The following is a 22651-nucleotide window of genomic DNA, read 5'->3' as shown; positions in this document are numbered from 1 at the left end:
TGATCCCAAGAAGACCAAGGAGGCAGCATGCTTGAGTTAGTCCCCGTTACTGAGTTTATCGGCACCGAAGTCCGTGGCATCGACGTCAATGCCAGGCTCAGTGACGACACGATCGAAGCGCTTTACAACGCCTGGATCAGCAGCACCATCCTGCTGTTTCGTGGCCAGTCGATGAGTCCTGATCAGCAACTGGCGTTCAGCCGCAATTTTGGTGAGCTGGTCAGCTATACCCGCTCGCAGTTCAGCGAACAGACCCAGCCGGAAATCCTCATCCTGTCGAACATTACCAAGGATGGAAAACTGATCGGCTCGCCGGTCAGCGGTCGGGTCTGGCACACCGATGGCCATTATCTGGACGTGCCGCCAGCCGGATCGATGCTGCATGCGCTGGAAATCCCGCCGGAAGGCGGCGACACGTGGTTCGCCAATATGTTTGCCGCTTATGAAGCATTGCCGGAAGCGGTCAAGGATCGTATCGAACACCTCAAGGTGGTCATCAGCCGGACTCAGTCACGGCCCTACAACTACCCCGACCGGCCTGCGCCATCTGCCCAGGAACTGGCTGAGTGGATCGACGTGCCGCAACCGCTGGTGCGTCGCCATGAAGTCAGTGGGCGCAAGGCGCTGTATGCCGGCGGCAACGTGCCGTGGCGGATCGAAGGTTTGCCGCTGGAGGAAAGTGCGCCACTGGTGACGTTCCTGCAGGAGTTCTCGGTGCAGCCGCGATTCACCTATCGGCATCGCTGGACCCCGGGCGACATCATTCTTTGGGACAACCGCAGCGCCATGCACAAGGCCACGGTGTATGACGACAAATATCGTCGCCTGCTGCATCGCACCACCATCGGTGCGCGCACCGCCGACAATCAGGACAGGAACCGACGGGCATGAGCGAGTATGACTACATCATCGTCGGCGCCGGCGCGGCTGGCTGCGTATTGGCTGCACGCTTGAGTGAAGACCCGGCGATCAAGGTACTGCTGCTGGAGGCGGGGGCCGAACGCCGCAGTCCATTGTTGTCGATCCCCGTCGGTGAAGTGCTGCTGATGGGTAATCCGAAATACGACTGGTGCTTCGAGACCCGCCCGGACCCGACGCTGGGCGGACGCCGTCTGCAGATTCCACGGGGGCGCCTGTTGGGCGGATCGAACCTGATCAACGGGATGATCTTTGTCCGGGGTCAGCGCGAGGACTATGACGAGTGGGCCAGTCAAGGCAACCCGGGCTGGACCTGGGACGAAGTGTTGCCGTACTTCAAACGCCTGGAGTCGAGCGTGGACGTCAGCGGCGAGAGTCGTGGCCAGGACGGGCCGATTCATGTGGCATTGCCACGCGAATATGACGAGTTGTGCGATGCCTTTCTGGCGGCAGCCGGCGAAGCCGGGTATCGACGCAATCGCGACTACAACAGCGGCGATCAGGAGGGCTTTGGCTATTACCAGGTCAACCATGATCAGGGCCGTCGTTCCTCGGCTTATGGCCGCTACCTGTTGCCGGCGCGCAAGCGGGCAAACCTGACGGTGATTACCGAGGCCGCGGTGCAAAAACTGCGTCTGGAAGGCAAGCGCTGTGTGGGTGTGGAGTACCTCAAAGGCACGTTGCAATCGGCCACGGCCCGGCGTGAGGTGATCCTCAGTGCCGGTGTCATTCAGTCGCCTCAGTTGCTCGAGTTGTCCGGCATTGGTGCGCCAGCGGTACTGGCGAAGGCCGGCGTGCCGCTGCGACATGCGCTGCCTGGCGTGGGTGAGAACTTTCGCGATCACTTCGCGTCCCGACTGAAGTGGCGCATTCGCCAGAAAATCACCTTTAACGAACGCACCCGTGGTTTCGCGTTGTTCAGGGAAACGCTCAACTACGTCTTTCGCCGTCGCGGCGTACTCAGTTTGCCGATTGCTCTGGGCCATGGCTTCGTCAAATCACGCGAGGAAGAGCCACGGCCGGACTTGCAGTTTCATTTCGCCCCGGCCAGTTACGGCCCTGGTTCCAGTCGTCGTCTGGACACCTTGCCCGGCATGACCGTGGGCCTGTATCCGTTACGGCCCGAATCCACCGGCAGTATTCACATTTGCTCCAGTGACCCTGGCGAGGCACCGGTCATCGAGTCGCGCTTCCTTGAACATGAGGATGATCGCCGGCGGATGATTGCGGGCATGCGCATTATCCGTGACATTGCTGCCCAAGCGGCCCTGCAGCCCTACTGTGATCACGAGTTGTCCCCCGGCACCCAGGTCGCCAGCGATGAAGAATTGCTGGCGTATGCCCGTACTCAGGGCGACACCTCTTATCACCCCGTGGGTACCTGCCGCATGGGCAACGATGAGCTGGCCGTGGTTGATCATCGGTTACGCGTGCGCGGTCTCGACGGTTTGCGGGTGATCGACGCGTCGATCATGCCGACGATGGTGTCGGGCAATACCAACGCCGCATCCCTGATGATTGGCGAAAAAGGCGCTGCCATGGTGCTGGAGGATTACGCATCGCCGCCGGCCACCGGGCAGTCTGGCTACAGCATCGACGAGGGTGACCCCGAGGAATTGCAGACCGCCGAGCTGCTTCAACGCTCGGAAGATTACGCACGTTCCCTGTACCCGGATGAAAGCGTGCACATGCTCGACGTCGCACAGCTCAAGGCTCCGGGGGTGAGCTTCGTGGTCGCCCGCGAGCTGGATAGCGGCGAAGTGCTGGGTTGCGGAGCGGTGGTGGCGATCGGCGAAGGGCAGGCAGAACTCAAGCGCATGTTTGTCGCCGACAATGCCCGTCGACGTGGCGTGGGTGCGCGGTTGCTCAAGCGGCTTGAACAGCTCGCCCATCGCAATGGTGCCCGTACCTTGTTGCTGGAGACCGGGGTCAGCCAGCCGGAGGCTATTTCGCTCTACCGCCGCGCAGGTTTTCGCGATCGCGGCCCGTTCGCTGATTACCGGGAAGACCCGCTGAGTGTATTCATGGAGAAGACCGTCAATGAACAAGCCTGAAGTCAGCCTTAGTGGCATGGCTACGCCTGTCAGCCGTGGTGTGGTGCGGGCCGGCATTCTGTATGTGGCGGCCTTTCTGATTCTGGCCAACGCCAACGCGGTGTTCTCGGGCAACCTGCTGCAGCAACTGCATCCGTTCACCTTTCTGTTCTGGAGTTTTGTAATCACCAGCGGCTTCTTTCTGTCGCGGTTATTGCTGAGTTCCGGTACCAAAGGCCTGGCAATCGGTGCCGATGCTGCCGGCCCGCTGACCGTCCTGAACTTCACCAGCGCCCTGAACTGGATCGGCTACTTCTATGCCCTGCGCTACATCGAACCCGCCATCGTCAGCGCCATCATGGGCGGGCTTGGGCCGGTGAGCACGATTCTGCTGGAGCGCATCGTTCGGCGGCGTCAGTTGCCGCTTTACACCTACGCGGTCGCGGCGGGCATTCTTTCCGGCACAGCGTTGCTGGCGTGGGCGTCCCTGGTGGGGTTGGCGGGGATTCGCCCGATCAACTTCAGCGACACGGTTATCGGCCTCGCCGCCGCCGCGGCCGGCGGTGCATCGCAAGCGCTGAACACCATCGCGACCAAACAATTGGGCGAGCGCAGTTGGACTGCCACACGGATCATGGCGCATCGGTTCTACTTGCTGATCATCGTCGCGGCGGTGCTTGCCTGGAGCGGTCCCGGCTTCGCGTTTGCCTCAAGTACGCAATTGGGTGGCCTGGCCATTGCCACGCTGCTCGGGGTCATCATTCCGTTGTGGCTGCTGCAGCGCGGCATCCTTCTTTCCGAACCCTTTACCGTGGCGGCGTTGCTGGCGTGGGCGCCGTTGCTCACTTACGTCTTTCAAGTATTTGATGCCCGAATCCAGTGGTCGATGACCTCTGCTTTGGGCTGTTCCGTGATCGCTCTGGTTACGGTGTTTGGCACATGGATGAAATTCAAGGGAGACAGCAAATGACACAAGCCAAGGAAAAAATCCTCGTTGTAGTCGATGGTTATTCATCAGGCTCACAATTGCCGGCGCTGATGGCCGAGTCTGGCTGGAAGTGCATTCACGTGAGCAGTTCACCCAATCCGCCGGAGTACTACCTGCGCACCTACCACAAGGACGAATACATAGCGCACTTCGAGTACCACGGTGATATCCAGCGCCTGGCCGATGAAATCAACGCTTTGCACCCGAGCGCCGTGTTGCCGGGCACCGAGAGCGGGGTGATTGTCGCTGACCTGCTCGCCGCGGCCTTGCAACTGCCGGGCAACGATCCGTCCACCAGCCTGGCGCGCCGCGACAAATACACCATGCACGAGCGCCTCAAGGCCGTTGGCCTGCGCAGCATGGATCACTATCTGGCCCGTGACCGCGATGGGCTGAGTCAGTGGGCCGCCAGTGGCAGCTGGCCGGTGGTCATCAAGCCTCAGGCCAGTGCCGGGACCGACTCGGTGACCTTCTGCGCCGATCAAGGTGAACTCGTCGACAGCTTCGACAAGCTCTTCGGCACGGTCAACCAATTGGGCGAGCGCAATGATGCGGTGCTGGCGCAGCGCTTGCTGGTAGGGCCGGAGTATTTCATCAATGGCGTCAGCGGCCATGGCAAGCATGTGATCACCGAGATCTGGCGCGCCGACAAGCTGCCGGCACCGGACGGTGGCTGGATCTATGACCGTGCCGTGCTGTTCGACCCGACGTCTCCTGAAATGAAGGAGATCGTCGAGTACGTTCACGGCGTACTGAATGCCTTGGGTATCCGCTACGGTGCCAACCACACCGAGTTGATCGTGACCGAGGCAGGCCCGACCTTGATCGAATGTGCCTCGCGTCTGTCGGGGGGACTCAATCGTCCGGCGGCCAACTACGCGGTCGGTGCCAGTCAGCTGGATCTGGTGGGCAAGCTGGTCAGGGAAGGGGAGTCGGCCATCGACTCCATCGTCGATGCGCAGCAGGGTCACCATTACCCGCTGTGGCAGGTGCAGTTCATCTCCAGCCAGGAAGGTGTTGTCACTCGTTCCTCCTACGATGAGTTGCTCAAGACCCTCAAGAGCAAAGCCTGGCTGCAGCGTGCGCCAAAAGAAGGGGACGCCGTGGTCAAGACGGTCGACTTGTTCTCCAGCCCTGGCATCGTCTTCATGAGCCATGCCGACAGCAATGTGCTCCATGCTGACTATCAGACCGTACGCGAATGGGAGCGCACTTCGCGCCTGTTCAGCGTCCAGTAAGCCTGCGGGAGTGACCGTGCACCAGGCCTGAACGGGTCTGGTGCTCATCCGCACCCAAGCATTCCGTGCGCGCGGGCCTGCGCGTCTACGTCTGGAAGAGCATCGCCATGAAGCATACGGATTCGCCGCGGCAGCAGCGCAGGATACTGCTGGCTGTAGGAATAGGCACGACCCTGGAATGGTTCGATTTCACCTTGTTCGCGATCTTTTCCCTGCACATCGCCAAGACTTTTTTTCCCGCCCAGGATCAACTGATGTCGCTGCTGGCGACCTTCGTCACCCTGGCGGTGGGTTTTGTGGCGCGACCGCTTGGTGCGTTTCTCATCGGCCGCTACGCCGATCGCCACGGACGCAAGAAAGCGTTGATCCTGACCATGAACATGATGGCTGTCGGCACTGTGCTGATTGCTTTTTGTCCTGGCTACAGCGTGCTGGGCTATGGCGCCACGGTGCTGCTGGTGGCGGCGCGGGTTGTTCAAGGGCTGGCGGCGGGTGGCGAAATTGGCAGCGCGCTGGCCTACCTGTGCGAATCGGCACCGGCCTCGCGGCGAGGCTTTTTCACCTCGATCCAGCAGGTGGCACAAGCAGGCTCGTTTTTATTGTGTGGCCTGTTTGCAAGCATCCTGGCGACCGTTTTGACGCCTGAGCAGTTGGGCAGTTGGGGATGGCGTGTGCCGTTTGTCCTGGGGGTGCTGATCTACTTCGTCGGCGTATACGTGCGTCGCACCATTGATGAAAGCAGCGCATTCCAGGCTCACGCCCGACAGGGGATCGAAGTCCCCGCGAAAGAAATCCTCCAGCATTGGCGCAGCCTTGTGTTGGGCATCGCATTCGTTGCCCTGTGGACGGTGTGCACCCAGTTGATCAACTTTATGCCGGCTTACGCCCAGGCCATGCTCAATCTTGATGCCGGCAAGGCTTATTACGGCATTACCCTGGTCGGTTTCATTACCTTGCTCAGCCCATTGGGCGGCTGGTTGTCGGATCGTTGGGGGCGGTACAACGTCATGCTGCTCGGGGCGCTGGGGGTGTTGTTGTTGGCGTATCCGGCATTCCTGGCGCTCAAGCAGAATCCGCAGGACAGCGGATTGATGCTCTTGCAGGCGGGCCTCGCGATGTTAATGGTGCTGTACGCCGGACCGGCATCGGCGGCATTGGCGGAGTTGTTCCCGGTGGCCGTGCGCTCGACCGGGATCAGCGTGGCCTACGCCAGTTCGGTGGTGCTGTTCGGCAGTTTTACCCCGACATTGGTGACCTTGCTGTATCGCCACACCGGTGACCCGATGATGGCGGCGTACTACCTGCTGGCGGCGGCACTGGTGAGCTTTGTCGCGTTGATGGTTGCGCGTCAGCGACAGGCAGCAAACAGCGCTCGGGATTTCCACGACCAGGCCGCCTGAATGAGAGAGCATGCATTGCTTATCCGACCTTTGGTTGCCGAGGAATGGAGGGTGGCGAGGAAAACACCGCACCAGTGCCGGTTGGCCTGCTGAGTGCTTGCGGTGATGGGGGCGACCAGGTGTAACGATTCCGATTGTTTTCGCCCGTTCGCAAATCCATGCGAAAGCCTCTTGCCTCTTTGGCAATGAGGCTTTTATTGGTTTGAAAGGCTCGCGCCGTTAAGGTTTACAAGAATCCTCACACCCGCGAAGTCGTCGAAACTAAAGGCGGCAATCATAAAGCGCTGAAGGATTGGAAAGCAGAGCATGGCTCCGCGACTGTTGAGTCCTGGCTGAAGAAGTGATTTTGGGTTGAGTGCAAAAGGGCCCGAGAGGGCCTTTTTTGTTGAGGGTGTCCCGTCCTGAATAAGGTTTACACCTGTTTCAGGACTAGACAGGGATATTCGATGCGAGTGATCGATACTTGCTCTCTGAGAAAGATGTGTATCTCTGCAGGTTTCTGCCGGGCATTACTCTGACGGTCTACGCAAAATCTTGCCGGCCTTCACTTCGTCTGCGTATTGAGACATTCGATCCGCTTCGACATGCAACGCCTCAATTTTCTGCATGGCTGCAAGCAACTCGGCCTCACCGTACTGCTTGGCCATTTTGAACATGTCTTGAGCTGCGTCTTCGAGTGCTAGTGCAACGCTTTTCAGATCACGGCGCAAATCCTGATTTGTTTTCGTCAGCCCCATGCGGATTGCGTCCATCAAAATTTCAGCCGTTGATGTGTTGGGGGAGCTTTTTTGAAAGTGCGCAACTTCTTGCGCACTTGTTCCGCATATTTGGCTCGATAAATCGCTGCAGCCCAATCAGGTCGCGGTCTGCAGCAAAGTGCGCAACTTCTTGCACACCACTGCGCAACTTCTTGCGCACTCTTCGATTATTTCCGCGGATTTAACCCGGCTTTCGCGAGGAAATTTCTCGCAAGCCCCGGTTTATAAGGCCCGAAAAAAGTTGGCATGTAATTTGGTGGCAAATAGCCGCCTCCTAGGTGATTTCACCTATGACTCATCCGCTGATCCAGCAAGGAGCACCTCCCATGGCAACACCAGCGTACATGTCGGTTACCGGCGAAAAACAAGGCCTGATCACTGCAGGCGCATTCACCGCTGACTCCGTAGGCAACACCTACCAGGAAGGCCACGAAGACCAGGTTATGGTTCAGGCTTTCACCCACGACGTGATCATCCCGCGTGATCCACAATCCGGTCAGCCAACCGGTCAGCGCGTGCACAAGCCAGTGGTGATCACCAAGGTCTACGACAAGGCTTCGCCTCTGCTGCAAGCGGCGCTGACCTCCGGCGAGCGCATGAGCGAAATCGTTATCCAGTGGTTCCGTACTTCTGCTCAAGGCACCCAAGAGCACTACTACACCACCAAACTGGAAGACGCGATCATCGTCGCCATCAACAACAAAATGCACAACTGCCAGGATCCAGGCAACTCGCACTTCACCCACCTGGAAGAAGTGCAGTTCACCTACCGCAAAATCACCTGGACCCACGAAGTATCCGGTACTTCGGGTTCCGATGACTGGCGTGCTCCAGTTGTTTAATCACGGCTGATGGTTGTACCGCCTCGACCGGTTATGCCGGTCGAGGCACCTTCATTACTTAAAGAATTTACGTTGCCGGCTCCTTTAAGCGCTGGCGACCGTCGCAGCACTGCGCGAGGAACAAGGGATGTTCTCACCGGCCAACCAGCCTCATTTCAACCTGACCGTCGATGGCGGCGATAGCGACTTTCAAGTGCTGTCGTTCACCGGTCGCGAGGCACTCAACACGCCGTTCGAATTCGAGCTGGAACTGGTCAGCGAAAAGGCCTCGATCAACCTCGAAAGCGTGCTGCACAAACTGGCGTTTCTTCAGCTGTCGCCAACCGGCACGGGCATCCACGGGCTGGTCTACAGCATCGCCCAGGGCGAGGCGGGCAAACGCCTGACGCGCTACAAGATTTCCCTGCGCCCGCAACTGGCCTACCTCGCGCATCGGGTCAACCAGCGCATCTTCCAGCAGATGACGGTGCAGCAGATCATCAGCCAGGTGCTGGAAGAACACGGCATCCTTGCCAGCGATTACCACTTCCAGCTCAGCGCGATTTATCCCGAGCGCATTTACTGCGTGCAGTACGACGAGTCGGACCTGGATTTCATCCAGCGCTTGTGCGAGGAGGAGGGGATTCACTACCACTTCCAGCACACGTCGAGCGGGCACAAACTGACCTTCGGCGATGACCAGACGGTGTTCCCGAAACTCGCGCCAGTGGCCTATCAGCAGGACTCCGGACTGGTCGCCGACAAACCGGTGGTCAAGCGTTTCGGCCTGCGTCTGGCCACCCGCACCAGCCGCACCACGCGGCGTGATTACGACTTCGTCAAACCGAAGATCGAGCTGGAAAGCGACGCCAAAAGCAGCGCGCAACCGGACCTCGAAGACTACGATTACCCGGGCCGTTTCGTTGACCGCGAGCGCGGCAAGCATCTGGCCAATCGCGCGCTGGAACGCCATCGCAGCGACTATCGTCTGGCCGAGGGCAACAGCGATCAGCCGATTCTGGTCAGCGGGCATTTCCTCGCCTTGACCGAGCACGCCAACCCGACGTGGAATGACTTGTGGCTGCTCACCGAAATCTGCCACGAAGGCAAGCAACCGCAAGTGCTGGAGGAGTCGGTGACCAGCGACACCACCGACCTCAAGGACGATTTCCACCAGGGCTACCGCAACCGCTTCAGCGCCATCCCGTGGGACGTGCCGTACCGTCCGCCGCTCGATCACCCGAAACCGAAAGTACTCGGCACCCAAAGTGCCGTGGTCTGCGGCCCGGAAGGCGAAGAGATCTACTGCGACCAGTACGGCCGGGTGAAAGTGCAGTTCTTCTGGGACCGCGAAGGCAAACACGACGACATGACCAGTTGCTGGATGCGCGTCGCGTCGAGTTGGGCGGCGGAAACCTTCGGTTCGATCAACATTCCACGGGTCGGCATGGAGGTGTTGATCACCTTCCTCGAAGGCGATCCCGACCAGCCGCTGATCACCGGTTGCCTGTACCACGGCGCCAATCTGCCGCCGTACAAACTGCCGGATTTCAAGACCCTGGCCACGGTCAAGAGCAAGGAATACAAGGGTAGTCGCGCCAACGAACTGCGCATTGACGACACCACCAGCGAGATCAGCATCGCGCTGCGCAGTGATCACGGCGCGAGTGCGATCAACCTTGGTTACCTGACCCATCCGCGCCCGAGCGGCGGTCAGCCGCGCGGTGAAGGTTTTGAGCTAAGAACCGACCGCCACGGTGCCGTGCGTGCCGGTGCCGGTCTGCTCATCACCACCGAGCCGCGGCCGAACGAATCCAAACACCACAAGGACTTGCCGGAAACCGCCGAGCGCCTAGCGACGGCCAGCGATCAGCAAGACGGTTTTGCCGTTCAGGCCAAAGAGTTACAGGCCCAAGAGGCTGGCGATCAGGACGACGTCGCCAAAGCACTGCACGCCCAGCATCAAGGCGTACTCGGCAGCGGACCGGCGAACCTTACCGCCAACGAATTCCCGGAATTCACCGAGCCGCATCTGGTCCTCGCCAGCCCGGCCGGCATCGCCCTGACCACGCCACGCTCCAGCCACATTGCCACCGGCGAACACCTGGCGCTGAGCAGCACCGGCCACACCAGCCTGTCGATCGGCAAACGCCTGCTGGCCAGCGCCAGTCGTGGCATGCGCCTGTTCGTGCAGAGCATGGGCTGGCGTCTGGTCGCGGCGTCCGGCGACATCGATGTGCGTGCGCTGAAGGACAGCATCAACCTGCTGGCCAAACTCAACATCACCGCCAACGCCGATCGCATCACCATCACCGCGAAAACCGAACTGGTGATCCAGGGCGGCGGCAGCGCCACGACCTACAACGCCGGCGGCATCACCCACGCCACCAGCGGCCCGTACACCGCACACGCGGCGAACTTCGCCTACACCGGCGCGAAAAGTCTCGCCGGGGTATTCCCGGAACCGCCGAAACCGGGCAAGGGCAATCTGGAATTGTTCAACCAATACGCCGGGCGCCAAGGCATCAAGGAGGGCGATTACGAAGTCATCGATGCCCTGGGCAAAAGCATCAAAGGCAAGCTTGATGGCAAAGGTTTCGCCAGCGTCGCCGGCGCTGCACCGGGGCCGGCGCGCGTGCTGTTCGGCAAGGATCCAGCAGACACCTGGAGCGATGGCAGCTACATCGGCAAGCCTGAATGGCCGTTGAATCCGCCGGGGGCCGAAGACGTGCCGAGTCAGGTGCAGGCGATGGTCGCGCAGGTGTTGCCGAGCAAGAGTTGGGACATGTTGGAGAAGGGCAAGGACATGGCGCAAACAGGGATGAGTGCGATGCAGACCGCGCAAGGTGCGATGCAAACGGCGCAGCAAGTGAAAGGCGTGGTGCAGGGCGGGGTGGCCGGGTTGCCGAAGCTGGCGAGTGCGGCAATGCCAAGTGCGTCGGGGGTTCTTGGGGCGGCGAGCAAGGCGGGCAACTTGCCGAGCCTGCCTGCACCGAGTCTGCCTAAACCTTCCTTGAAAACCCCGGGCCTGTTGGCGGGTGAGATGCTGTCATGACTAATGAAGTAGCTGCTGTAAAACGTGAACCTCAGGTTGCCATCGTTCCACTGAACGCCATCGACATCAAGGATGTCGGGCGCGGTGCCGCCAGGTTCGACGCCTGGCTGCAATCGATCAGTGGAGGTGTAGTCACGCTCGAACGGGTCAAGAACGTCGCTGGGGCGCTCCCGGTAGTCGGCAATATCATGGCATTGGTTGATGCGCTCGGGGACGTTGTCACCCTAGCCAAAAGCAAGCAACGTCAGATATTGGACTGGGTCAGTCTTGGCATCAATCTGATCGGCGTATTGCCGGCTCCACCGACGATGGCCTCCGCGCGGATGACCTTGCGTCCGACGTTGTCCCTGGTGCGTCAAGAACTGCGCAACAGTGCGAAAATGTTGTTGGGTGATTCGCTGATTGAAGTCCTGATCGGACACTTGAATGCCACCATCGTCGGTACGATCGATGACTTTGTCGAACAGGCAAAGCCCAAGCTTGCCAGCATTCTGGACGACGCCGGCGAGCTCGGCCAAAAAGCGGTAAACGAGATCGCCAAAGGGCTGGAGACGGTGGTCAACGGCAAACTCGACGCGAAAGGCGATATGCATGCGGCGAGCGTCAAGATGAGTGCCGCCGGCGGGCAATTACTGCACGATCCGAAGGCAGCCATCAGTAATATCTTTGGCGCCGCTTTCAGCGCGTACAAAGCAGCCGGCAAAGGTGTTGCCAACAGCGCGGCGAAAAACCTGCTGCCGGAGAGTGCCAAGGCTTTGGTGCTGAGCAACACGTCCATGCTTCGCACTTTGGGTGTGGATCTGAAAGTCCAAATGAAGAAGCTCGGCGATCCGGGCGTGCAGCACTCCATCGGCTGGCTGCTGCAGATGCTCGCAGGTTCTGTTGTGACGTGGCGCAAGCGTAAAGGGCACGGTCAGGGTACCAGTGTCAAGCCTGATGCAACGTCCAAGGCTCAACATCTGGCGGCTGAGGGGCGTCTGGAAGTCACAAGTCAGCAAGCTCCCGCGACCAATCACTGTGAGGAATGCAAGAACGGAGTTATTGCCAGCACTGAGCGCAGCATCAGCTTCGCGCTTGGCTCGGAGTCGGTCAGTCATACTGACTTCAGCCTGCCTGGTGCATTTGCGATTGAGTGGACACGTACCTATTGCTCGCGGCTCGATGCCTACGATCACAGTGAGTTGGGCTCTCGGTGGATCACGGCGCTGACAACCCGTTTTGACTGCCGTGATGATGGGTTGATGTTCCATGACGCTGACGGTCGCACCCACGTCTTTCCATTACCGAAGATTGCGGGGCTGCACTACAACGCCATTGAAAACATGACGTTGACGCGAGTCAGTGATGATCGGTTGCTTCTGTCTCGTGGGTTCGAGCGCCATGAGACCTACTTGCGCCGAGGCAAGTACTTTGTACTGATTCAAGTGGTGTTGCGTAACGGTGCGGGGATCATGCTGCATTATGAGCATCGCCATGGTGAGCGACCGGTCTTGTCCGACCTCATCACCTACCAGGACGATATTGCTGACGTTAAAACCCATCTAGGGACTCTGATTGATGAACATGGTCGATTGATGGGGCTCTGGGAAATTCGTGAAGGCGAACCCCAGCGTCAGCTCTGCGCTTACCAATATGATGTTTCTGGCGATCTGGTCCAGGCTCAAGACGAAAATGGTGCAGCCTGGAGATATCAATACCAGTCGCACTTGATCACCCGTTACACCGACCGTACTGACCGCGGCATGAACATTGAGTGGCAGGGCCAGGGTGCGGATGCCAAGGCTGTACGTGAATGGGCCGACGATGGCAGCTTCGATACCCGGCTGGAGTGGGATGAGAACATTCGCCTGACCTATGTCACGGATGCTTACGGCAATGAGACGTGGCATTACTACGACATCCTCGGATACACGTACCGTATTCGACATCCGGATGAACGTTCTGAGTGGTTTTTCCGCGATGAGGCGAAAAACCTGATACGCCATGTTCATGCTGATGGAACGACTGATCGTTACAGTTATGACGAGCGCAGCAACGTTCTTGAGCATATTCGTGCTGACAACAGCGTGGTGCACTTTGCCTACGACGATCAGGATCAACTGATCAAAATCAGTGATGCAGAGGGTGGTCAGTGGCAACGCGCTTACGATGATCACGGCAATCTGGTGGAAGCCATCGATCCGCTCGGTAATAAAACCGAGTACGCCTATAACGCGGCGGGTTTGCCCACGGCAATCAAGGATGCCAACGGCAACGAACAAACCCTGGATTACAACGATGCTGGTCAGTTATTGGAACATGTTGACTGCTCGGGCAAGACCAGTACCTGGGAATACAACTCGCTTGGACAGGTGAGTTGTTTTACCGATGCCGCCGGACACTGCACTGAGTACCAGTACAGCTTGGGCCAACTGGTATTGATCAAGAACCCGGACAAAACGCAGGAGCGTTTTGAGCGCGACGCCGAGGGGCGTCTACTGGCGCATACCGATGGCCTGGATCGCTGCACAACCTGGAGCTATACGGCTGCGGGTCTGATCGCCGAGCGAGTCGATGCCGCTGAACAGACACTGCGTTACCGCTGGGACAAACTCGGTCGGTTGGTTGTACTGGAAAACGAGAACGAGCGACGTGCACATTTCCACTATGACCCGTTTGGGCGCTTGCTGGAGGAGACCGGCTTTGATGGACACGGCACTCGCTATCAGTACGATTCTGAAACAGGGCGATTGTCCAGTGTTCTGAACGATGATCGTGTCATTGCTGTGAGCTTCGACCCAATGGGGCGCCTGATAGAACGCTGCGCCACATCGGGCGGTCAGTCACAGAGCGAAACTTTTGCCTATGACGCAAATGGCAGCCTGATCATGGCCGGCAACGCCGATAGCCGGTTGCAGTGGTTTCATGATCCGGCGGGCAACGTGCTTCAAGAGCACCAGTATTACCTGCGTCTGGAAAAACCGCTGGTTGCCGTCTGGAGGCATGAGTACGACGCACTTAATCAGCGTGTTGCCACGATTCGCCCCGATGGTCATCGTGTCAGCTGGTTGACCTACGGCAGTGGTCATCTGGCAGGACTGCGTCTCGACGAGCATGATCTGATCGGCTACGAGCGGGACGACCTGCATCGCGAAGTCGCTCGGCATCAGGGTAATCATTTGCTGCAAGCTCAGAAATGGGACGCAATGGGGGGCCTGCAGGAGCAGTTGCTGTCACGTAGTGGCGATAAATCAACGCTGTTCAAGCGTGATTACCAATACGATGCCGCAGGCCAGTTGACCCAAACCAGTGACACCCGTCGTGGAGAGCGCGAGTATGCCTATGATCCCGTAGGACGATTGCTCAGCGCGACGACCCGTTACGGGATCGAAACATTTTCCTTCGATCCCGCCAGCAATCTTCTTGATGAAAAACATGCAGAGGTGCGTCGTCCGCTGGATCAGGCACCCTTGCGAAGCCGACGGCTCGATAATTTGTTGCGCGAGTACGCGGGTACTCACTACGAGTACGACGGGCGTGGTAATCAGATCCAGCGCTGGAAAAATGGCAGTCGCTGTCGGATGCGTTGGGATCTGTTCGACCGCCTGGTGCATTTCGAAGATGCGCGCCTATCGGTGGAGTTTGCATACGACGCCTTGGGGCGCCGCATTCAAAAGCATTCGCAGGCGCATCATCAGGCCCGTCCGGAAGCGGGTTCTCAGTGGAACCGTAACGAACACGCTCGCATACAGCGTGAGATTGGATGTGGTTTTACCCTGTACGGCTGGGACGGTGACAATCTTGCCTGGGAAAGCAGTCCCGGTCAGATTGACGGCAACCTTGGGTGCACGGTGCATTATGTTTATGAGCCCGGTAGTCATGTCCCGGTGGTCCAGGCTCATCGCAATGCCGCGATTGTTCTCAGTGGATTGCCTGAAAACCGAGGCGAATACAACGTCGACGACGACCCGCTTTGGGCTTACAGCCCCAATGTGCTGCCGATCGATGGACTCGCCTGGTATCAATGCGACCATCTGGGTACGCCATTGGAACTCACCGACCAGAATGGCGAAATCGCCTGGAGTGGCCAGTACAAGGCTTGGGGCGAGATACAGGAGCAGCGTTCGGTTTCGGCGCAGCAGCATGGGCTGACCAATCCGTTTCGTTTTCAAGGGCAATACCACGATCACGAGACGGGCCTGCACTACAACCGATACCGATACTATGACCCCGCGGTTGGCCGTTTCCTCAGCAAGGATCCGATCGGTTTCAATGGTGGACTGAATCTTTACCAATACGCCCCCAACCCGATTGAATGGGTCGATCCGCTGGGGCTGGCGAAGAAGAAAGGTCCATGGACCAGTCCGGGAGGGTTGGTCTATGAATCAGGTTCTGTAGACGGACATCGTAAAAAACACGTATTGGCCCATGAGAAGGTCGATACAACCAAACCTAAACACTCGGTATTCAAGTGTAAGACCGGCGAATCGCTGGCGATTGTCGACGAGGCGTGGGGTAAGCGGGGAGCTGCGACGCCGTCTGGTAAAAACGATGTATACCACGCGAACATGGGACGGGTAGTCGGAACTCAGGGCGAGACGAAAGTCAGGATCGTTACAAAGCACAACACCAACAAAGTCATCACTGCTTTTCCAGTGAAATAGGAACTGATATGCAATGTCCAACTTGTGGCGAGTACGGCGATCTGGCCATCGTTAAAGTGAAAAAAACAGGCGAAGAAGTCCTCGTCTGTACCGAGTGCGATTCACTGTGGAAAACAGTTGAGGCGGAGCCTCTCGGCGAAACATTTCTGGACGTCTCCGACTTCCTGACAGAGCGTAATCTTGAGCCGGATTGGGACGAGCTCGAGCTAGTGCGCAGGGTCTGACGAGGGACTGCTGAATACGAGTCGCCAGCTCGTCGACCGTGCTGATGGCTTGAGCCATCTGACAAGTCAAAGGAGTGACAACATGAAAGACGCTATTCGCTTGGGCGACTCCACCACTCACGGTGGAAAGGTCCTCGAAGCGTTCTCCCGGACCGACCTCAACGGCAAGCCGATTGCCGGGGTCGGTCACAAGGTGAGTTGCCCACTTTGCAAGGGTGTTTTCCCTATTGCTGAAGGCAGCAGCACCTACACCGTTGATGGCACGCCCATCGCTCTAGACGGTATGAAAACCGCTTGTGGTGCTGCGCTGATTGCAAGCGGCCCGAAAGGCGCAGTGATCAGTTGATCATCTGATTTCATCTTTGGCCCCATTGCCTCGGTATGCGACTAACTGTCTCATTCCGAGTTGGCAATGCAGTGGTCTAATGAAACCGGACACCCATTCAGGCGAGAATGCTCGCCAGATAGAGGTGTCTGATGACCAAACAACGTCGTTCCTTTTCCGTTGAATTCAAACGCGAGGCCGCAGGCCTCGTGCTCGATCAAGGCTATAGCCATACCGAAGCAAGCCGTTCGCTTGGAGTGCTCGAGTCCGCGTTGCGCAGTCTTTGATGTCACTCGTTCGTGTGACTACGCCCACCGCCTCAGGCGAAATCCCGACGTTGAGCGGCTTCGGTTGCGCAGCCGGGTTAACGAACTGTTTACGCAAAGTCGAAGCGCCGCCGGTAGCCGCAGCATCGTGTCGATGATGCAAGAAGACGGCGAGCAAATGGGGCGGTTCAAGGTGCGAGGCCTGATGCGGGAACTGGAGTTGGTCAGCAAACAACCTGGATTACATGCCTACAAACAAGCGACGGTTGAGCGGCCTGACATTCCGGCAGATTTTTATTAAGTGTTTATCGATAGGGAAATGCGCAGTGCACACACCTATTCGTTACTCATCCAAGTAGCCGTTCAGGTTAGATGGTTCGTTTTTTAGGTCATCGGTTATGTTGAATCCCCTTTCCAGCACGCCGCAGGAGCATGCTTTCGCATGTTTTTTTGCATTTCGGTAATAGGATTTCGATAGAAAAAACAATTATTTAGCGAATCTGTATGGATCATTTATTTGCCATTTTTGTAATTTTTCTTGAAACACTACATCGTCGGTACGGCAAGGAATGCATTGCCTTGCCTTAATACGAAGCATTACTATTCACGCCCTTTTCTCAGCACGCCGCCCAAACCCCCATGCGTCCCCGCAGACCCGGCTTTTTCGAGCATTACGAAGAGTTGATCGGCACCTGGACTCGCCGTCTGCGCAATCGCGCGCAGGCCGAGGATCTGGCGCACGACACCTTTGTGCGGGTCCTTGAGTCCGATTCGGCGGCGGTGCAGCAGCCACGGGCGTATTTGCACCAGACCGCGCGCAATATTGCGGTCGACGGTTATCGGCGTGAGGATCGGCGCGGCGCCATGGAGTCGCAGGCCCTTGATCACAGTGAGTCGTCGTCCGGCGACCCGGAGCATTACATGCATGCGATCCAGTTGGCCGACTCTATTGAACGAGCGCTCGCCGAGCTGCCGGTCAACTGCCGCAAGATCTTCGTCTGGCAGAAGATCGAAGGCCTGACCCAGGCGGAAATCGCCGAACGCCTCGGGCTGTCCAAGAACATGGTCGAAAAGTATATGATCCGCACCCTGCGGCATCTGCGTGATCGGCTGGACGGGTTGCAATCGTGAATGTGCGTCATGGCAAAAGGATCGCAGCCTTCGGCAGCTCCTACAGGGGGCTGTGTGTCTTTATATTCCCGGCCAGACAGGACATTCCATGATGGATACTCATGATTGCGCGTGCGGGCAAACAACGGTGCGCGATGACGCGGCTCGCTGGTTTGTGCGTTTGCAGGAGCCGGCCATTGATGCCGACGAGCAACAGCGCTTCGACGCCTGGCTGAATGAACATTCGCAGCACCGTGACGAATTCCAGTTGCTGCAAGGCTTGTGGTCGGCCGCCGATCTGCTCCCGGCGCCACGCCTCAAAGCCCTTGTTGAAACCCCGCCAAACCGCCGCGAACGCCGTCCATTGCTGCGTTATGCCGTGGCTGCCAGTGTGCTGGCGGTCGCGCTCGGGCTGGGACTGTTCAGTGGCTTGAATCATCCGGGTGGCTACAGCGCCGAGTTCGCCACGGCGCTGGGCGAACGTAAACATGTGGCGCTGCCGGACGGTTCGGTGATCGATCTGAACAGCCGTAGTCGCTTGCAGGTGCGCTATGAACAGGATCGTCGCGTCATCGAGCTGACCGAAGGCGAAGCGATGTTCAGCGTTGAACACGACACCTCGCGACCGTTCGTGGTCGAGGCGGGCAACGGCACAGTCACGGTCACTGGCACGCGTTTCGATGTGCGCCGCGACTTCACGCAAACCCGCGTGGCGGTGGAGCAGGGCACGGTGAAAGTGCAGGGGCGTGATGCAGCGGATGATCAGTTCATCAGCCTGACCGCGGGCCTCGGCACTCACGTCGATGCGCAAGGCAAAGTCGCCGCAGTCTATGCAGTCAACCCGACGCAACTGACGGCGTGGCGCAGCGGCAAACTGGTCTTCAATAATGCCAGCCTCAGTGAAGTCGCAGCCGAAGTGTCGCGTTATCGCGACAAACCGTTGACCGTCGCCAACCCGGCCGTGGCCAGTCTGCGCCTGACCAGCGTGTTCAAATCCGACAACACCGACGCCTTGCTCAAAGCCTTGCCGAGCATCCTCCCGGTGGCCGTTCGCACCCTTGCGGATGGCAGTCAGGAAATAATCGCAAAATAAAATTCAGGTTTTTTTCGAGTTCATCGTCTTCCTGTTCAACTGCAACTGGTTTGCATTAACAGCCGCACACTCTTGCGATCCACAGGACTACGTACGACGTGAAAAACACCCCTGCCAACAACAAAAAATCCCCTTGGCTGCCGCTGGCCCTTGCGCTGGCGGTCAACGCAGCCATGCCACTGGCGTTCGCCGGTGAAGCCATTCATATCCGTGCGCAGCCATTGGGCCAGGCCCTGAGCGAACTGGGCCAGCAGACATCGCTGCAAGTGTTTTTCAGCCCGGACCTGGTCGCCGGCAAACAGGCGCCGGCAGTCGACGGCGATATTTCGCCGGAGCAGGCGTTGCGCCAATTGCTGCAGGGCAGCGGTCTGGATTATCAGATCAACGAAGGTTCGGTGACCCTGTCGCCAGCGGCAACTTCCGCCGCCAACAATGGCCCGCTCGAACTGGGCGTGACCGACATCAAGGTGGTCGGCGACTGGCTCGGCGATGCCAATGCCGCCGTGGTGCAGAACCACCCCGGCGCGCGCACGGTGATCCGCCGCGAAGCGATGGTCGAGCAGGGCGCGATGAACGTCAGCGACGTGCTCAAGCGTGTGCCGGGCGTGCAGGTGCAGGATTCCAACGGCACCGGCGGCAGCGATATTTCCCTCAACGTCGGCGTGCGCGGCCTGACTTCACGTCTGTCGCCGCGCTCCACGGTGTTGATCGATGGGGTGCCGGCAGCGTTTGCCCCGTACGGCCAGCCGCAACTGTCGATGGCACCGATTTCCTCGGGCAACCTCGACAGCATTGACGTGGTCCGTGGCGCTGGCTCTGTGCGTTACGGGCCGCAGAACGTTGGCGGCGTGATCAACTTCGTCACCCGCGCAATTCCCGAAAAAGCCACCGGTGAAATCGGCACTACCCTGGAAACCACTCAGTACGGTGGCTGGAAACACATCGACACCGCGTTCCTAGGCGGCACCGCCGACAACGGCATGGGCGTGGCGTTGCTGTATTCCGGCGTCAACGGTAACGGCTACCGCGAGCGCAACAACGGCAACGACATCGACGACGTGCTGCTCAAGACTCACTGGGCACCGACCGATCAGGACGATTTCAGTCTCAACTTTCACTACTACGACGCCACGGCGGACATGCCCGGCGGTCTGACGCAAAAGCAGTACGACGACAAACCGTATGACTCGGTGCGTGACTACGACCAATTCACCGGTCGGCGCAAAGACGTGTCGTTCAAATGGATCCGTCAGATCGACGAACGCACCCAGGCGGAAATCCTCACCTATTACACCGACAGTTTCCGTGGCAGCACCATCGCCGCCCGCGATCAGAAAACCCTCAGCTCTTACCCGCGTTCGTATTACACGCTGGGCATCGAGCCACGGGTGTCGCGGGTATTCGATGTCGGCCCGACCACCCAGGAAGTCAGCGTCGGTTACCGTTACTTGAAAGAGGCGATGCACGAATCGTCGAGCCGTGTGGCGCTGGTCAACAATCAGCCGGTGCTCACGCCGACCTCCGACGGCCATGTGTTCCAGGACCGCACGGGCGGCACCGAGGCCAACTCGGTCTACCTCGACAACAAAATCGACGTCGGCAACTGGACCATCACCCCTGGCATTCGCTTTGAACATATCAGCACCGACTGGCATGACCGCGCGGTGCTCGACACGGCCGGCAAACCGGTGCAGGCGAAAAACCGCAGCATCGAAAGCAACGAACCGCTGCCGGCGCTGAGCGTGATGTATCACCTGTCGGACGCGTGGAAACTGTTCGCCAACTACGAAACCTCGTTTGGCAGCCTGCAGTATTTCCAGCTCGGCCAAGGTGGTTCGGGTGATCAGACCGCCAATGGTCTGGAGCCGGAAAAGGCCAAGACCTACGAGATCGGCACACGCTACAACGACGATGTGTGGGGCGGGGAAGTGACGCTGTTCTACATCGACTTCGACGACGAACTGCAATACATCAGCAACGACGTGGGTTGGACCAACCTTGGCGCGACCAAGCACCAAGGCATCGAAGCGTCGGTGCACTACGACATGGCGGCACTGGATCCACGCCTCGATGGCTTGACCGCCAATGCTGGTTTCACTTACACCCGTGCGACTTATGAGGGCGAGATTCCGGGCTTCAAGGGGCGTGATCTGCCGTTCTATTCGCGGCAGGTGGCGACCGTCGGTTTGCGTTACGACATCAACCGCTGGACCTACAACCTCGACGGTTTCGCCCAGTCGAAACAGCGCTCGCCGGGTACCGGTGTGAATGCCGATGGCAGTTTCAACGGCAACTACATCACCGAAGGCACGGCGGACGGGCAGTATGGCGACATTCCGGGTTACGTGACCTGGAACGTGCGTGGGGGTTATGACTTCGGGCCGCAGGTGTCGAACCTGAAGCTGGGCGCCGGGGTGAAAAACGTCTTTGACAAGCAGTACTTCACCCGCTCCAGCGACAACAACTCGGGGATGTATGTGGGCGCGCCGCGTACGTTCTTTGTGCAGGCTAGCGTCGGTTTTTGATAAACCGCGGCGCCTTCTTCGCGAGCAGGCTCGCTCCCACATGGATCACTGAAATCCTGTGGGAGCGAGCCTGCTCGCGAAGCTTTTAGACTTTAAGGACTTTGCCGCCAATGGCCACCGCCACCAACAACACCGCCATCAAGCCAAAGGCAAAACTCAGACTGCTGGCATGCGCCACAAAGCCGATCACCGCCGGACCGGCCAGAATCCCTGCATAACCGAGCGTGGTAATCGCCGGTACCGCGATACTCTCCGGCATCACCGTCTGCTTGCCCACCGCCGTGTACAGCACCGGCACGATGTTCGAACAACCTGCACCGACCAGCGCGTAACCGACCAGTGCCGCTTCCCAGCTCGGCGCAAATGTCGCCAGAAACAAACCGGCCGCCGCCAACAGACCACCAAACAGAATGATCCGCGTTGCACCGACCAGCCGCACAATCCGATCACCCATCAAACGTCCGGCCGTCATGGTCAATGCAAACGCTGCATAACCCAATCCCGCGTACGCCGTGTCGATCCCGCGTTCCTGCGCCAGAAACACTGCGCTCCAGTCCAGCGCCGCGCCTTCGGTCAGGAACACGATGAAGCACATCCCGCCGATAAACAGCACGATCCCGTGAGGGATGGCGAACGCCGGGCCGGAGCTTTCACTGCCGTAAGGCAACATGTGCGGCACGCACTTGAACAATGCCGCGATCAGCACGACGACCACTACCAGCATGGCGGTCAGAGGCGTCAAACCAAGGCCGAGCAAGGCACTGACCCCCGCCGCGCCGACAATCCCGCCCAGACTGAACAAACCGTGGAAACCCGACATCATGTTCTTGCCGCTGGCGCGTTCGACGATCACTGCTTGCAGGTTCACCGTCGAATCCACCGTGCCCAGGCCGGCGCCGAACATGAACAGTGTGGCGATCAACGCCGGTATCGACGACACCGTCGCCAGTAACGGCAGCGCCGCGCAGATCAACAAGGTGCCACCGGTGGCGACGCGCCGGCAGCCGAAGCGCGTGGCCAGAATCCCCGCCAGCGGCATCGCCAGAATCGAACCGACGCCGAGGCACAACAGCAGCAACCCCAACGTGCCTTCGTCGAGTCCGGCACGGGCCTTGGCGTACGGCACCAAGGGCGCCCACGCGGCGATGCCGAGTCCGGCGATGAAAAAGGCGATGCGCGTGGACATCTGTTGCAGGCGTCCGGGGACGAAGGTGTCTTGAGGGTTGAGGCTGGTCATATCGATCCTTGGCAAAA

General features: G+C 59.0%; 15 protein-coding genes and 2 pseudogenes. 15 read left to right on the top strand and 2 right to left on the bottom strand.

The window, feature by feature from the left end:
• The first annotated feature begins 27 nt into the window (after window positions 1-27).
• The 6 genes and pseudogenes from PspS49_RS19735 to PspS49_RS29745 all read left to right on the top strand — a co-directional run.
• The gene (locus tag PspS49_RS19735; RefSeq protein ID WP_150651580.1) at window positions 28-891 is read left to right on the top strand and encodes a TauD/TfdA family dioxygenase; all 864 of its coding nucleotides are present in this window, start codon (window positions 28-30) and stop codon (window positions 889-891) included.
• Window positions 888-2972, top strand: a complete 2085-nt coding sequence (locus PspS49_RS19730) for a GNAT family N-acetyltransferase (protein WP_150776346.1) — start codon at window positions 888-890, stop codon at window positions 2970-2972. The genes PspS49_RS19735 and PspS49_RS19730 overlap by 4 nt, the downstream gene beginning before the upstream one ends.
• Entirely contained in the window at window positions 2959-3921 is a 963-nt protein-coding gene (locus PspS49_RS19725) for a DMT family transporter (RefSeq protein WP_127929088.1), read from the top strand. Before PspS49_RS19730 ends, PspS49_RS19725 begins: the two co-directional genes overlap by 14 nt.
• Window positions 3918-5177: an ATP-grasp domain-containing protein gene (locus PspS49_RS19720; RefSeq protein ID WP_127929087.1), complete on the top strand. Its 1260-nt coding sequence runs from the start codon at window positions 3918-3920 to the stop codon at window positions 5175-5177. Before PspS49_RS19725 ends, PspS49_RS19720 begins: the two co-directional genes overlap by 4 nt.
• 107 nt (window positions 5178-5284) lie before the next feature.
• Window positions 5285-6577 (top strand): MFS transporter, encoded by a 1293-nt coding sequence (locus tag PspS49_RS19715; RefSeq protein ID WP_160041133.1) that lies wholly within the window; start codon window positions 5285-5287, stop codon window positions 6575-6577.
• A gap of 206 nt (window positions 6578-6783) precedes the next feature.
• Window positions 6784-6921, top strand: a pseudogene (locus PspS49_RS29745) (histone-like nucleoid-structuring protein, MvaT/MvaU family); the annotation flags it as partial.
• Window positions 6922-7086: 165 nt separating this feature from the next.
• On the opposite strand, the gene PspS49_RS19710 reads toward PspS49_RS29745, so the two are convergent.
• Window positions 7087-7329, bottom strand: a complete 243-nt coding sequence (locus PspS49_RS19710) for a hypothetical protein (protein ID WP_224794690.1) — start codon at window positions 7327-7329, stop codon at window positions 7087-7089.
• Between the two features lie 332 nt (window positions 7330-7661).
• Here PspS49_RS19710 and PspS49_RS19705 point away from each other — a divergent pair, with 332 nt between their 5' ends.
• The 9 genes and pseudogenes from PspS49_RS19705 (at window position 7662) to PspS49_RS19665 (ending at window position 21397) form a co-directional block, all read left to right on the top strand.
• Window positions 7662-8177: an Hcp family type VI secretion system effector gene (locus PspS49_RS19705; RefSeq protein ID WP_123593248.1), complete on the top strand. Its 516-nt coding sequence runs from the start codon at window positions 7662-7664 to the stop codon at window positions 8175-8177.
• A 127-nt stretch (window positions 8178-8304) separates the two neighbouring features.
• Window positions 8305-11211: a type VI secretion system tip protein TssI/VgrG gene (gene tssI, locus PspS49_RS19700; protein WP_160041131.1), complete on the top strand. Its 2907-nt coding sequence runs from the start codon at window positions 8305-8307 to the stop codon at window positions 11209-11211.
• Window positions 11208-15854: an RHS repeat-associated core domain-containing protein gene (locus PspS49_RS19695; RefSeq protein ID WP_150776456.1), complete on the top strand. Its 4647-nt coding sequence runs from the start codon at window positions 11208-11210 to the stop codon at window positions 15852-15854. Before tssI ends, PspS49_RS19695 begins: the two co-directional genes overlap by 4 nt.
• 8 nt (window positions 15855-15862) lie before the next feature.
• Window positions 15863-16078: a hypothetical protein gene (locus PspS49_RS19690; protein ID WP_150776455.1), complete on the top strand. Its 216-nt coding sequence runs from the start codon at window positions 15863-15865 to the stop codon at window positions 16076-16078.
• Between the two features lie 82 nt (window positions 16079-16160).
• The gene (locus PspS49_RS19685) at window positions 16161-16424 is read left to right on the top strand and encodes a PAAR domain-containing protein (RefSeq protein WP_102900435.1); all 264 of its coding nucleotides are present in this window, start codon (window positions 16161-16163) and stop codon (window positions 16422-16424) included.
• Window positions 16425-16555: 131 nt separating this feature from the next.
• Window positions 16556-16955 (top strand): annotated as a pseudogene (locus PspS49_RS19680) (IS3 family transposase); the annotation flags it as partial.
• Between the two features lie 353 nt (window positions 16956-17308).
• Window positions 17309-17800: a sigma-70 family RNA polymerase sigma factor gene (locus PspS49_RS19675; protein ID WP_127929085.1), complete on the top strand. Its 492-nt coding sequence runs from the start codon at window positions 17309-17311 to the stop codon at window positions 17798-17800.
• A gap of 88 nt (window positions 17801-17888) precedes the next feature.
• Window positions 17889-18872 (top strand): FecR family protein, encoded by a 984-nt coding sequence (locus PspS49_RS19670; protein WP_160041129.1) that lies wholly within the window; start codon window positions 17889-17891, stop codon window positions 18870-18872.
• A gap of 98 nt (window positions 18873-18970) precedes the next feature.
• Entirely contained in the window at window positions 18971-21397 is a 2427-nt protein-coding gene (locus PspS49_RS19665; protein ID WP_160041127.1) for a TonB-dependent receptor, read from the top strand.
• An 85-nt stretch (window positions 21398-21482) separates the two neighbouring features.
• Here the strand turns inward: PspS49_RS19665 and PspS49_RS19660 are convergent, their stop codons facing one another.
• Entirely contained in the window at window positions 21483-22634 is a 1152-nt protein-coding gene (locus PspS49_RS19660) for an MFS transporter (RefSeq protein WP_160041125.1), read from the bottom strand.
• Window positions 22635-22651 lie beyond the last annotated feature (17 nt).

The organism is Pseudomonas sp. S49, from assembly GCF_009866785.1.
In the GTDB taxonomy this organism is placed as follows: Bacteria; Pseudomonadota; Gammaproteobacteria; order Pseudomonadales; family Pseudomonadaceae; genus Aquipseudomonas.
Note: the sequence above shows the minus strand (reverse complement) of the source record. Positions and strands in the feature narration are given on the sequence as shown.